Source organism: Labilithrix luteola (assembly GCF_001263205.1).
In the GTDB taxonomy this organism is placed as follows: Bacteria; Myxococcota_A; Polyangia; order Polyangiales; family Polyangiaceae; genus Labilithrix; species Labilithrix luteola.
In genome coordinates, this window is sequence record NZ_CP012333.1 from 10474718 (window position 1) to 10488138 (window position 13421).

Annotated in this window: 11 protein-coding genes; 8 read left to right on the plus strand and 3 right to left on the minus strand. The window is 66.2% G+C overall.

All coding sequences use genetic code 11. The features are described from left to right. Positions 1–3: 3 nt before the first annotated feature. Entirely contained in the window at positions 4–738 is a 735-nt protein-coding gene (locus AKJ09_RS45220; protein ID WP_169928409.1) for a murein L,D-transpeptidase catalytic domain family protein, read from the minus strand. Positions 739–1085: 347 nt separating this feature from the next. Here AKJ09_RS45220 and AKJ09_RS53805 point away from each other — a divergent pair, with 347 nt between their 5' ends. From AKJ09_RS53805 to AKJ09_RS53810, 8 genes are all read left to right on the plus strand, one after another. After that, a complete protein-coding gene (locus AKJ09_RS53805; protein ID WP_205633966.1) occupies positions 1086–1304 on the plus strand; it encodes a hypothetical protein in 219 nt (72 codons plus the stop codon). 19 nt (positions 1305–1323) lie between these two features. Then, on the plus strand, positions 1324–2706 hold the full coding sequence (locus AKJ09_RS45230) for an outer membrane beta-barrel protein (protein ID WP_169928413.1): 1383 nt from the start codon (positions 1324–1326) through the stop codon (positions 2704–2706). A 563-nt stretch (positions 2707–3269) separates the two neighbouring features. Further along, complete coding sequence (gene kdpF / locus AKJ09_RS45235) at positions 3270–3362, plus strand: K(+)-transporting ATPase subunit F (RefSeq protein WP_146654065.1); 93 nt, start codon at positions 3270–3272, stop codon at positions 3360–3362. Next, entirely contained in the window at positions 3359–5104 is a 1746-nt protein-coding gene (gene kdpA / locus AKJ09_RS45240; RefSeq protein WP_146654066.1) for a potassium-transporting ATPase subunit KdpA, read from the plus strand. The genes kdpF and kdpA overlap by 4 nt, the downstream gene beginning before the upstream one ends. Before the next feature lie 6 nt (positions 5105–5110). After that, positions 5111–7321 (plus strand): potassium-transporting ATPase subunit KdpB, encoded by a 2211-nt coding sequence (gene kdpB / locus AKJ09_RS45245; protein ID WP_146654067.1) that lies wholly within the window; start codon positions 5111–5113, stop codon positions 7319–7321. A 7-nt stretch (positions 7322–7328) separates the two neighbouring features. After that, positions 7329–7961: a potassium-transporting ATPase subunit KdpC gene (kdpC, locus tag AKJ09_RS45250; protein WP_146654068.1), complete on the plus strand. Its 633-nt coding sequence runs from the start codon at positions 7329–7331 to the stop codon at positions 7959–7961. A 128-nt stretch (positions 7962–8089) separates the two neighbouring features. Then, a complete protein-coding gene (locus AKJ09_RS45255; protein WP_146654069.1) occupies positions 8090–8638 on the plus strand; it encodes a hypothetical protein in 549 nt (182 codons plus the stop codon). Next, the gene (locus tag AKJ09_RS53810) at positions 8622–8855 is read left to right on the plus strand and encodes a hypothetical protein (RefSeq protein WP_169928415.1); all 234 of its coding nucleotides are present in this window, start codon (positions 8622–8624) and stop codon (positions 8853–8855) included. Before AKJ09_RS45255 ends, AKJ09_RS53810 begins: the two co-directional genes overlap by 17 nt. A 395-nt stretch (positions 8856–9250) precedes the next feature. Here AKJ09_RS53810 and AKJ09_RS45260 read toward each other — a convergent pair whose 3' ends face one another. Both AKJ09_RS45260 and AKJ09_RS45265 read right to left on the minus strand, forming a co-directional pair. Further along, complete coding sequence (locus AKJ09_RS45260; RefSeq protein ID WP_146654070.1) at positions 9251–12094, minus strand: ATP-binding protein; 2844 nt, start codon at positions 12092–12094, stop codon at positions 9251–9253. Positions 12095–12212: 118 nt separating this feature from the next. Next, positions 12213–13361, minus strand: coding sequence for a penicillin-insensitive murein endopeptidase (locus AKJ09_RS45265; protein ID WP_146654071.1), 1149 nt, complete (start codon positions 13359–13361; stop codon positions 12213–12215). Positions 13362–13421 lie beyond the last annotated feature (60 nt).

Genomic DNA, 13421 nt, shown 5'->3' on the forward strand with positions numbered 1-13421 from the left:
CGCTCAGTTGCTGGCGCGTCCCGCGAAAATGAGGCTGCCGCCCTTGAGCTGATCGATGATCGAGTCCTTGGCGGACTGGGCGAGCGCGAAGCAGCCCCACGAACGTCCCTGCTTGGCGCGGCCCTCGGACACGTAGTCGGCACCGTGGATGACGACCGCGCGTGCGCGCACGTTCGAGTTGGTCGTCGAGAGACCGTCCATGCGGAGCGAGCGACCGTGGTTGCCCGTGTACGTCTCGGCGGTGAGGTAATAGCCGAGCGAGGACGCGTTCGAGTTCGCCGTGTTGCTGAACTTGGTGGCGATGCCGTCGTTGTCCGGATCGCTGCCGCTTCCGTGCGCGACGACGATGCCCGAGACCTTGCCCGTCTTCATGTTCATGACGAAGAAGCGGTGCTTGCCCGAGCTCTTCGAGAAGTCGACGACGGTGAGGTACTTGTCGTTCGGCAGATTGTCTTTGTTCGTGTCGTAGTAGACGATCGCGTCGTCGCGTAGGGACTTCGGCACGACGTCGTCGGGATCGACGTTGGTGTAGTGGCTGAGAACGTCCGCCCGCTGGCTTACCGAGAGGCTCGGTGCCACCATCTTGCCCGCCGCAGCCGACGCACCGCCGGGTGCGCTGAGCGCGTTCTCGTCACTCTCCGAAAGGGTCTCTTCTTCGTCGTCCCCGGCCGGAGCCGCACACGAGCTCACGGTCCAGAGAAGCGACGCAGCGACGAGCACCCAGGTTCGGCTGTTCATGCATCCACTCCGTCGATGCACAGGCGTCCTCGTGGTCCTTCCACGATGGCCAGCGCAGGTAGGCGGAGCGCGCAGACTGCAACGGCAGTGCCTACAGCCCAGCTGGTTGGCGCCTTCGAAAAATCCGGACAATTTTGGATCTGCGCGTTCCGCTTGCCCCAGGGATCGATGGACCACCGCCCTCGCCTGGTGGTGAATCGATCGCCCATCGAATTCGTGGATTCCGCGCTCAGCGGACGACGCCGACTTCGGCATGCGCCACGTGGAGTCGTCTTGAGGGTTCCTTGATGCGAGCGGTGCCAAGCTCAATGCGGGCTTGAGGTGCGGTCCGATACGGGTCGGACACCGTGCACCCCTACCGAAGCCCGATGCCGATGAGCGATCCCGAACCCGCTCCCCACGTTCGCGAGGCGCACCCCGTCCCCGGGCTGGCGGGTCCTTTCATCGCGATCGGAAGTCTCGGGCTGCTCGTCGGCATCACCCATCCCGGATGCGTCATCGAGCTCGTTGTCGGATTCTTCCTCTTCGAAGCGGGCGTCCGCGCGATTCTCGAGGAACGACGTTAGTCTGGGTGTCCGCGCTTTCATGCGAACGACTGCTGCCTTCTCCTTGCTGCTCGTCGCAGTCTTCGCGGTCAGTCCTGCATCGGCGCAGGAGGAGCCGTCGTCGCCCTCCCCCGCCCCCGAGCCTCCTCCCCCGTCGTCGCCAGCACCACCACCGCCTCCAGCTTCGCCCGCCCCCGCCCCCGCGCCGTCGGCGCCCTTCGCGTGGGGTGACTTCACGTGGGTCAACGGGCAGAGCCGGCAGAAGGACTTTCCGCTCAAGCCGTTCGGCGACGCGGTGACGTTGAGCCTCTACCTGGACGTCAACTACGCCTTCTCGGCCAATCACCCGATCGACGACACGCTCACGGGAACGGCCTCGATTCCTCGGCACAACGAGATCGAGATCAACCTCGCGTCGGTCGGGTTCGAGTGGAACTACCGGAACGTCATCGGCCGGCTCTCGCTGCAGTACGGCTCGATGCTCACCATCGTCCAAGACCTCGACGGCACCGCGCAGCGCGGTCGTGACTTGTCGATCCCGAATCTCAGTTACATCCGCGAGGCCACGGCGGGCTATCACTTCGACGTCGGCCACGGAATCAACGCCGAGGCCGGGATCTTCCTCTCGTACATCGGGCTCGAGAGCTACCTGCTCGCCGAGAATTGGAATTACACGCGCTCGGTGCTTTGCGACGCGACGCCGTTTTACTTCCAAGGCATTCGCGTTCAGTACTTTCCGACCGACCGCATCAAGATCGAGCCGTGGCTCATGAACGGCTGGCAGACGTTCGGCAAGTGGAACTACGCGCCGGCGGGAGGGCTCGCACTCCGATGGGCTCCCACCGAGTCACTGTACTTCATAGCGAATTCGTACGTCGGAACCGACATCCGCGGTCAGCCGAGCCGCATTCGGTTTCACAACGACAACAGCGCCGTCGTCCGTTACTTCAACGATAGCCAAGCGTCGTTCCTCTCCAAGGCCGCCGTGAGCATCAACAACCACCTCGGCTTCGAGGCAGGCGGTAGCGCCGATCTCCCAGGACCTTCGGGCGCGCACGTCGTCGGCACAGCGGTCGTCAATCGCGTTTGGTTCTATCGCGATCATCTCGCTCTCTCCGTACGAGGCGAGGTGTTCTCCAACCCCTCGCGCTACCTCGCTTCGTATCCGCCGCCCGGCTTCGTGATCGCCGGCGGGATACCCGCGCTCCAGATCTGGGGCGTGACCGGCACGTTCGACGTGATGCCGACCGACTTCATGGCGCTTCGCTTCGAAGCCAACTACCGGCGCTCGAATCTCCCCTATTTCGCAGGCCCCGGCGGCACCACCTCGCCCGACGGCTTCTTGCCGACGCCGGACGGTTTCGTGCCCGACGCCGTGAAGGACCAGCTTCTCGGCGTGGTCGCTGTCAATTTCCGGCTCTAACGAAAGGCGCAACGCCGTTCGGATAAGGCAGCCGGAAACAGAGCTGCTCTGATGGCCAGCGTCGTTCGAAGCGACTTCGCCCGGTGCCGGTCGATGGGAGGGAATGGCACAGGAAGGGCGCAAGGGCGGAAGATTGAGGAGGGTCAAGAGCCGATCGTCGAGACTCATCGAGGTCCTGCAATGGCTGACGCCTCCCCCTACCCCCTTCCGTTCTTCCGCCCTTCTGTGCCCTCTCTCAGCCGAATTCCCGCATGGGCAGCGACGAGGTCGGCGTACCCGAACGGCACTGTCTCTAGCGCGTCGTCGGGGCACGCACCGAAGCTCGACGCGGGCGCGTTGCCGCGGGGAAAGGTTGCGCTCGTGCTCGCCCATGCGGAGCCGCGGACGCACGACTTAACAGAACCCTGATCTGGCTATCTCTACCCTGTCGTTCCACGGGGGCTCGTTCGGAGCGATTCATGGATCTCGTCTACCTCTGCATGACCATCGGTCTCCTCACGTTCTCGCTCGGCCTCGTGCGCCTCTGCGAGAGCGTCTAGCGGCGAAGCCCCAGGGAGCCACACATGGCCGTCCTCTACATCATCGGTGCATCCGTTTCGGTCGCGCTCGCGGCCTACCTCTTCTTCGCGATGCTCAAGCCGGAGAAGTTCGAATGAACTGGCAAGGCTACGCCCAGATTCTGCTCTTCTTCGTCGCCGTCCTCGCGACCGCGAAGCCGCTCGGCAGCTACATGGCCCGCGTCTTCTCCGGCGATCGCACCTTCGCGACGCGCATCTTCGGTCCCATCGAGCGGCTCATTTACCGCGTGCTGCGCGTCGACGCCGCTGCGGAAATGACCTGGAAGACCTACGCCCTCAGCGTCCTCACGTTCAACGTGCTCGGCGTCTTCCTCCTTTATGCGCTCCAGCGTCTGCAAGGATTCCTCCCCGGCAATCCTCAGCACATGGCGGCCGTTCCGCCCGACCTCGCCTGGAATACGGCCGTCAGCTTCGTGACCAACACGAACTGGCAGGCGTACGGCGGCGAGTCGACGATGAGCTACTTCGTGCAGATGGCGGGGCTCTGCGTGCAGAACTTCGTCTCCGCCGCCACGGGCATCGCCGTCGTCATCGCATTGATTCGAGGGTTCTCGCGCAAGAGCAGTCAGACCGTCGGCAACTTCTGGTTCGACCTCGTTCGAAGCACGCTCTTCGTGCTCGTCCCCGTCTCGTTCGTCGTCGCGATCGTCCTCGTCTCACAGGGCGTGGTGCAGACGTTCGACGCTTACGTCACCGTGCCCCTCGTCCAGGCGGCCAAGACCGCAGACGGCAAGAGCATCGTCGAGCAGGTTCTCGCGCTCGGTCCGGCCGCCTCGCAAATCGCCATCAAGCAACTCGGTACGAACGGCGGCGGCTTCTTCAACGCGAACTCGGCCCATCCGTTCGAAAACACGACGCCGCTCACGAATTTCGTCGAGATGTGGGCCATCTTCGCCATCCCCGCCGCGCTCTGCGTGACGTTCGGCAAGATGGTGAAAGATGCGCGTCAGGGTTGGGCGGTTCTCGCCGCCATGACGGCCATCTTCGTGCCGCTGCTCGTTCTCTGCGTGCACTCGGAACAAGCCGGTAGCCCCGCTCTCCACGGCCTCCCCGTCGATCAGCTGGCAAGCCTCGGCTCATCGGGCGGCAACATGGAAGGCAAGGAGGTCCGCTTCGGCATCTCCGCCACGTCGCTCTTCGCGGCGGTCACCACGGGTGCGTCGTGCGGCGCCGTCAACGGCATGCACGACTCGTTCACGCCGCTCGGCGGTCTCGTTCCGCTCTGGCTCATCCAGCTCGGAGAGATCGTCTTCGGCGGCGTGGGCTCGGGCCTCTACGGCATGTTGATGTTCGCCATCATCGCCGTGTTCGTCGGCGGTCTCATGGTCGGCCGCACGCCCGAATACCTCGGAAAGAAGATCGAGGCGTTCGAGATGAAAATGGCCTCGCTCGTCATCTTGATCCCGGCATCGGTGGTTCTCGTCGGAACCGCCATCGCGGTGGTCACCGAGGCCGGTCAGAAGGGTGTCATGAACCCCGGCGCCCACGGCTTCACCGAGGTGCTCTACGCCTTCTCCTCGGCGGCGAACAACAACGGCAGCGCGTTCGGTGGCTTGGGCGCCAACAGCGTCTTTTACAACGTCGCACTCGGTATCGCGATGTTCGTCGGTCGCTTCGGCGTCATGGTCCCGGTCCTCGCGATCGCCGGATCGCTCGCCAAGAAGAAGCTCGTTCCCGCCTCGAGCGGCACGCTGCCCACGCATACGCCGCTCTTCGTCACGATGCTCGTCGGCGTCGTCATTCTCGTCGGCGCCCTCACCTTCATTCCCGCACTCGCGCTCGGCCCGATCGTCGAGCAGATCATCTCGAGTGGGAGCTGAAAGACCATGGCTCAGAGCACCCCCAGCACCCGCGCTCTCGTCCCCGAAGTCGCGCCTCGTGACGCGCAGGCCGCTCGTCCAAACGAGCCACTGCCGAGTCCCGGTCATCACCACCATCACGGACGCCCAGGCGCCCCGAAGAAGACCCTGTTCGAAAGCAAGCTCGTCAAGCGCGCCCTTGCCGACGCCGCCAAGAAGCTCGACCCGCGCCATCAGGTCCGTAACCCCGTCATGTTCGTGGTGTGGGTCGGCAGCCTCCTGACCCTCGGGCTCTTCGTCCAGGCCGTTCTCGGCAAAGGAGAGGCGCCTCCGGCCTTCATCCTCGCCGTGTCGCTCTGGCTCTGGTTCACCGTGTACTTCGCGAACTTCGCCGAGGCGATGGCCGAGGGTCGCGGCAAGGCGCAAGCGGAGTCACTCCGCCAGGCCAAACGCGACATCGAAGCCAAGCGGCTCGACGCTCCGAACCGCGATGCCGAGGTCACGCGCGTGCCTTCGCCCGAGCTCCGCAAAGGCGACGTGGTGCTCGTGGAGGCGGGCGACTTCGTGCCGTGCGACGGCGACATCGTCGAAGGCGTGGCGTCGATCGACGAGAGCGCCATCACTGGTGAAAGCGCGCCGGTCGTGCGCGAGAGCGGCGGCGATCGAAGCGCGGTCGTGGCCGGAACGCGCGTGCTGTCGGACTGGGTCGTCGTGCGCGTCGCCGCCGATCCCGGCGAGACCTTCCTCGATCGCATGATCTCCATGGTCGAAGGCGCCAAGCGCCAGAAGACTCCGAACGAGATCGCTCTGAACATCCTGCTCGCGGCGCTCACCATCGTCTTTTTGCTCGCGACGGTGACGCTGCTTCCCTTTTCGCTCTTCAGCGTGAAGGCGGCGGGAGCCGGGCACCCGGTCACCATCACCGTGCTCGTGGCGCTGCTCGTTTGCCTCATTCCGACGACCATCGGCGGGCTTCTCTCGGCCATCGGCATCGCCGGCATGGATCGCATGATTCAGGCGAACGTCATCGCCACGTCGGGCCGCGCAGTCGAAGCGGCCGGCGACGTCGACGTGCTCCTCCTCGACAAGACGGGCACGATCACGCTCGGCAACCGTCAGGCCACGGCCTTCCACCCCGCGCCGGGCGTGTCGGACCGCGACCTCGCCGACGCCGCGCAGCTTGCGTCGCTCGCCGACGAGACGCCGGAAGGCCGGAGCATCGTCATTCTCGCCAAGGAAAAGTGGGGCATTCGTGAGCGCAGCGTTCGCGAGCTCGGAGCGGTCTTCGTTCCTTTCAGCGCGCAGACCCGCATGAGCGGCGTGAACGTCGAGGAGCGCGAGCTTCGCAAGGGCGCCACCGACGCCATCGACGCCTTCGTCCGCTGCAAGGGCGGTACCTTCCCCGACGCCGTTCGCAAGTCCGTCGACGCGATCGCCAAGAAAGGCGGAACGCCCCTCGTCGTTGCCTCCGCCCCGGAGGGCAAACAGGGCGGCAAGACCGAGGTCCTCGGCGTCGTCGAGCTCAAAGACATCGTCAAAGGCGGCATCAAGGAGCGCTTCGCCGAGCTTCGTCGGATGGGCATCAAGACCGTGATGATCACGGGCGACAATCCCCTCACCGCGGCGGCCATCGCGGCCGAAGCGGGCGTCGACGACTTCCTCGCCGAAGCCACGCCGGAAGCGAAGCTCGCACTCATCCGCGAGCATCAAGCGGGCGGCAAGCTCGTGGCGATGACCGGCGACGGTACGAACGACGCGCCTGCCCTGGCGCAGGCCGACGTGGCCGTGGCCATGAACTCCGGCACGCAGGCGGCGAAAGAGGCCGGCAACATGGTCGACCTCGATTCGAACCCGACGAAGCTCATCGAGATCGTCGAGATCGGAAAGCAGATGTTGATGACGCGCGGCGCGCTGACGACGTTCAGCATCGCCAACGACATCGCCAAGTACTTCGCCATCATCCCGGCGGCCTTCGCCGTGACGTACCCCGCGCTCGACAAGCTCAACGTCATGCACCTCGCCACGCCGCAGAGCGCCATCATGAGCGCCGTCATCTTCAACGCACTCGTCATCGTTTTCCTCATCCCCCTCGCGCTGCGTGGCATTCGTTATCGCGCGGTGGGTGCCGGCGCGCTCCTGCGCCAGAACCTCCTCGTCTACGGGCTCGGCGGCATCGTGGTGCCGTTCGTGGGCATCAAGCTCATCGATCTCCTGCTCGTCGTCTTCCACCTTGCCTGAGGTCCCCATGACCACCGCATCGATCGCACCTCGCCCCTCACAGCCGGCCGTGCCCACGCAGCCGAGCGTTGCGCGTCTGGTCGGAACCGCAGCAGGCATGCTCGTGGCGCTCACGCTCCTCACGGGTATCGCCTATCCGCTCGTCGTCACTGGCGTGGCACGGGCAGCCTTCCCTTCGGCGTCGACCGGCAGCTTGATCGTCGAGCAAGGGAAGGTCTTGGGCTCACGCGAGATCGGTCAGCCGTTCGACGATCCGAAGTATCTCTGGGGCCGTCCTTCGGCAACGTCACCGGGTCCGTACGACGGCGCGAACTCGGCGGCGTCGAACCTCGGTCCCACGAACCCGGATCTCACGAAGCGCGTTCAGGAGCGCATCGACGCGCTTCGCGCCGCCGATCCTGGCAACACGGCGCCGGTGCCGGTGGATTTGGTGACGGCGTCGGGCAGCGGACTCGACCCGCACGTCAGCCCCGCCGCGGCGGAATACCAGGTGGGCCGCATCGCGCGGGCACGCGGCATCCCAGAGGCGACGGTGCGCGCGATCGTCGCGTCGAAGACCAAGGGCCGCGATCTGGGCGTGCTCGGCGAGAAGCGTGTGAACGTGCTCGAAGTGAATCTGGCGCTCGACCGAAACAAGTAGCCCGGTCGCGCCCGATCGCGACGGTTGGCACCGCTGCGGCGGGCCCGGGCCTTTCGCTCCTCCTCGGTCCTGCTTACGGAAACGAGGGCGTTCGCTCGACCACGAACGAGCGCGCGGAGGAGGCTCGCATGCGCTCTCGTTTCCTGGCGATTTTCGCGTTCACCGCGGCGGGTCTCGCCGCGATCGCTGCGTGCGCGGGCAACGAGAACGACATCGCGACCACGCCACCTCCTACGCCGGCAGCGCCGACGCCGGACGCAACGACCATCGTCGACGCCGGAGCCGACGCCGACGCCCAGCGTTCGCAAGTGGTCGACGCGAGCGACATCGACGCGCCGACCTTCACGCAGATCTACACGACCATCATCTCCGTCCGCTGCGCCCCATGTCACACGACGCCGGAAGGCATCGGAACGCAGGTCGGCCAGCTCGACATGACGACGCAGAACGCCGCCTACATGAACCTGGTCGATGCGGCGGCGGCCGGTGCGTCGTGCGCGGGCGATGGAGTACGCGTGGTGCCGGGCGACGCCGCCGCAAGCCTGATGTTCCTTAAGGTCGATCTCACCGACCCTGCCCCCTGCGGCTCGAAAATGCCGCTCGGCGGCCCGCCCCTGGCCCCCGACGAGGTCACGCAGATCCAAGACTGGATCAACGCCGGTGCCCAAAACAACTGAGCCGCACCTCGTCCGAGACACACAACTCCTCGTCCGAGACACGCAACTCCTCGTCCGAGACACGCAACTGCTCGTCCGGGACACGCAAAGCCTCGTCCAGGACACGCAAAGCCTCGTCCAGGACACGCAAAGCCTCGTCCAGGACAAACGACCGGCGCTCGGAGCGACAGGCAGCCGCAACCAGCTCACGAAGCGCTTCGTCGGGCGACACCGCTGAGAGAATTGGACAGGAAGGGCGGAAGGGCGGAAGGGGGCCTCCTCTCACTTCCGTCCTGGAGCCTCGTGCTCGTGAATCCCTGCGGGATTCACTCGCGTGGGGGAGTCTCACTGGCCACCTGCTACCGCCTCCCTACATTGGAACGTGATCGCAACCGACCAGAGGCCTTCGTCGCTTCTGCCGAAGCTTCTCTTCCGGCGGCTCCGTTCCATCTGTTCGACGCTCGAGGGCAGGACGCGATCGGTCGCAACGTAGGGAGGCGGTTGTCAGTCGCGAAGAAGACTTCCCCTTCGCGAGCGAATCCCGAAGGGATTCGTGAGCACCACGAGGGTCCAAAATGGAAGCGAGGCCAAGCCCCTCTCCGCTTCCGCCCTTCCGCCCTTCCTGTGAAATCCCTAACGCGTGCCGAAGAAGACGTCGGCGTCGAGGCCGTACGCGCTGATCTTCAGTCGCGCGAAGATCTCTTCGGCGCGGCGTGCGAACTGGTCCGCTTCGGCGGCCGTCGTCGGATCGTTTTCCATCGCGAGTGAGGCGCGCAGGAGGTTCGCGTAGACCCGACAGCTCCGTGCGAGCTCCACGTCGTTGCCGATCTCCTCGAAGATCCAGATCGACTGGAGCAGGTGCGCGCGACCGGTGAGGAGGCCCTCGCCGCCGGCGCTTCCGGAGGCCATGACCTCGCCGAGCGAACGGAGCGCCACGCCGAGCTGCACCTTGCTCTGGATCTCGCGGAAGATGTCCACCGCGCGCTGCGTGCACTCGCGTGCCTTCGTGTACTCGCGTTGTGCGAGATACGCTTTGCCGAGGCCGCGCACCGCCTCCGCCAATCCGAGCTTGTCGCCGAGCTCGTCGGCGATCTCCTCGGCCTGCTTGAGGTGCTGGATGGCCTTCGCGGGATCGCCGAGACGGTTGGACGTCTCGCCGAGGTTCGTGAGGATGAGCGCAAGGCGATTGCGGTCGCCCGTCTCCTTGGCGACTTCGTAGGCCTCGAGGAACAGCGTGAGCGCCTGGCGGTCGTCGCGCTGATCTTGCGCGACGGTGCCGAGGTTGTTCAGCGAGATCGACACGCCGACGAGGTCGCCGATCTCGCGACGGATGCGCAGCGCCTGCTCGAAGGCGTCGAGGGCGAGTTTGAACTGCCCCGAGTCCTGGTAGACGAGCCCGAGGTTGTTGAGGCTCAGCGCAATCGACCGGCGATCGCCGAACTTGCGGCGCATCACGAGCGCGCGCTGCGTCGACTCGAGGGCGCGCGGGTAGTCACCGCGGAGCCAATAGAGCTTGCCGAGGTCGTCGATGGTGCTCGCGATGCCGCGCTCGTCGTTCGATTCTTCGAAGAGCGCGAGGGCCGCTTCGAGGTGAATCTTGGCGTCTTCGAGGCGGCCCGTGTCGCGGTAGAGGCGACCGATGCGGCTGTGCGCGGCGCCGCCCTTCGACTTCAAATTGAGTCGGTAGGCGCGCGCGAGCATCTCGTTGAAGGCATCGAGGGCTTCGTCGCTCTTGCCGAGAACCTGGAGAACGTCGCCGTAGTGGTGGAGCGCGCGGAGCTGCTGCTCGGTCGAGCCCTCCGCGCCGTCGCGCAGGAGCCCCAGGCCTTTGACGTAGTACTCCGAGGCCTTCGTGTTCGCGTAGCGCTCGCGCGCGAGGTCCGCCGCGTCGAGGTAGGTGGCGGCGGCCTGAACGACGAGTCCGGCGCGCTCCTGGTGGCGGGCGAGCTGGCCGATGTACTCCTCGTGGGAGCGTACGTTCGGCTTGAACGAGAGCCAGTCGGCGATGGCTTTGTGGAACCGCTTCGACTGCCCCTTGGGCTGGAGTTTGAGCAGCGTTTCGCGTTCGAGGTTGTGCTTGAACGCGTACTCTTCGTCGTCGGCGAAGGTGCTGTCGGGGAGCGTGAGGATGTAGTCGCGCTCCTTGAGCTCCTTCAGTGTTTCGTGAATCTTGGCGACGTCGACGGCCGTCTTCTGCGACCACACGTCGGGCGCGTTGACGTCGAGGCGTGCGATGGCGAGGAGGCCACCGAGCCAGAAGACGCTGCCCATCGTGGCGGCGCGCTCGAGCAGGTCGCGCTCGTGCGGAGCCAGCGCCGAGATGCGGGCCTGGATGGCGTCTTCGACGGTGAGCGGGAGCTTCACGGCCGAGAGCTTGTCGACGTGGACCGTCCACGACTCGACTTCGGCGAAGTCGTCCTTCGCCTCGATGACCCCCATATCGAGGAAGATGTGGACCATCCGCTCGAGCAGAGCGGGATTGCCACCGGCGAGCGTACAAGCGGCGTCGACGAGTTCGTCGACTCCCTCGGACTCGCCACACGGGGCGAGAAGGTCTTGCATGACCGCTGCCGCGTCGGTCTCGGAGAGGGGGGAGAGCTCGATCACCTCGTGTCGTCGGGAGGAACGGCTCTGCGCATCGCGACCGAAGCTCCCGGCGCCGTGCTTTGCCCACTCGTCGCGGCGCGCGATCATCTCGGGACGCGCGACGCAGAGCATCAAGATGGGCGCCTGCAGGCTCTCGACGAGGAACGCGAGCAGCTCGAGCGACTCCTCGTGGGCGTACTGCAGATCGTCGAAGACGAGGACGATGGGCCCTCGGCCCGTTCGCACGCTGTAGATCGAACCGAACTCGCCGGTGCGCTCGAGAGGATCGGGCGCGGTGTCGCGTGTGGGCGGCGCGTGGAGCGCGTCGGCTTCGAGGAAGCGCTTGATGACCGCGCGGCGCAGAAAGCGCATCTGCTGCGGATCGGAGCGCACCGCCTCGATGAGGGGAGAATCGAGGAACTCGAGCTCGAGGAGCTGCCCGAGGAAGTAGCAAACGTCGCCGACCTTCCGATCCTCGAGGACCGCGGCGACCTGCGAGCGGACCTGCGCTTTGGCCGCCTCGGCGTCCATCCCTTCGACGATGCCGAACCGCGCACGGAGCACGCGTGCGAAGACGTCGTAGGCGCCTCCACCTTCACGTGCCGAACCGCGGAAGACGCGCGGCGCGCCCGTGCGAATGCCCGACTCCGGGCCTTGCGAGGCGCGCACATCGACGGACGTCCCACGCTGCTTGCCGAGGAAGTCGCGCACGAGGCGCGTCTTGCCGATACCGGCGGCCCCCACGAGGGTCACCGTGCGCGAGCGACCGTCCTCTCGAACGGCACGCATGGCGGCGTCGAGAACGCGCATCTCGACGGCGCGACCGACGAGGACGGCTCGTCGATCGATGGTTCCGAAACCTGCGGGGGCGAAGCTCACGCTCTCGGCCATGGGCGGGTGCGCGCTTCTATCATAGCCCGCACTTTTCGAGCGGCGGAAGGGAACGCGACTTTGTTTCGCGTCCGCCGCGTCCGGCCGCCCGAAACGTGCTGCCGGGCAGAGCTCGGGGTCAGCGACCTTCGAGAACGCCGTCCGGATCGTCGATCGGAGGCGAAGCAGGGGCAACCGGCTCCTTCGTTCCGCCCCACGGCGACCGCATCCCCCCGAGCGGCGCAGGAATCACGGCCGAACCGAGGCCCGGAATGTCGGGCGCGAGGCTCGGAATGATCGAGTCGCTCTTGGCGCTCTCCTCGCCGCGCTCGCTTCGTTCCGGCGCCGGAGCGGGAGCCGGAGCCGGTTTGGCCGGGGCCTTGGCGGGGGCACGAGAGACGGGCGCTCGGTTGGACGGGCTGGCATGCGTACGAGCGTTCGCCACCGAGCTGTGCGCGCGGCCCTTGCTCTTGGCGATTGGCTGCTCGATGCACTTATCCATTCCGGGCGGACAGCCGATCCGGACGTGGAAGTGGTCGTCGTGCGGGAGAGCGCCACGGGGCTGGGCAAGGACCTCGGAGGCACGCACCCGAAGCGACGCCGGGGCGCCACTCTTCTGTGCGTACGAAAGGAGGCGCTCGCGAATGGGCGTGGCCACGAAGATGTGCGTGATGTGGCAGTTCGCGTCGGAGAGCATCGCCGCGACCAGAGCCCAGTTCTTGGCGTCGTCGAAGTGTGCGCCCGGCCAGCTCGGTGCGGTGCCGTCACCTTTGAAGGCCACCATGTGTTCGGCGTAGACGGCCTTGCCCGCCACGTTCTTCACGTAGAAGCCGATGTCCGCATCGCGGCCGCTCTCGTGCGACGCGTGCCGATCCACTTCACCGCCGCCGGGCTTCGACAGATGACCGACGGAGAGAACGGCGTCGGGGAACTGCTTCTTCACGGCGCGCGCAGAGCGATCGATGAGGTTCACGAGCGACTCGAGCCCCCAACGAACGTCGCCCTCGTTGTAAACCGGGTAGAAGCGGAGGTGCGTGCCTTCGGTGAGGCGTGCGCCGCCGACGAGGTGGCCTTCGGTCGGCGAGCCGATGCTCTTGCCCATGGCCACGTGGCTCGACGCGCTGGCAACGCGGGCAGTGGAGCCGTGACGGTTCCCGTTCGCGTTGGCGTTCGCGCTCGGTGTCGGCGGCGACGCCTTCCTGGTCGCTGGAGGCGCGGCGTTCGCAACGGCCGGCACGAGAACGAAGGCGGCGAGAGCGAGGTGGCGGCAGCGGAAGAAGGACGACACGGTGACGACGACGCCACCATGAAGGACAGCGCTGGGCCAACTTCACGGCGCCGGGCGGTA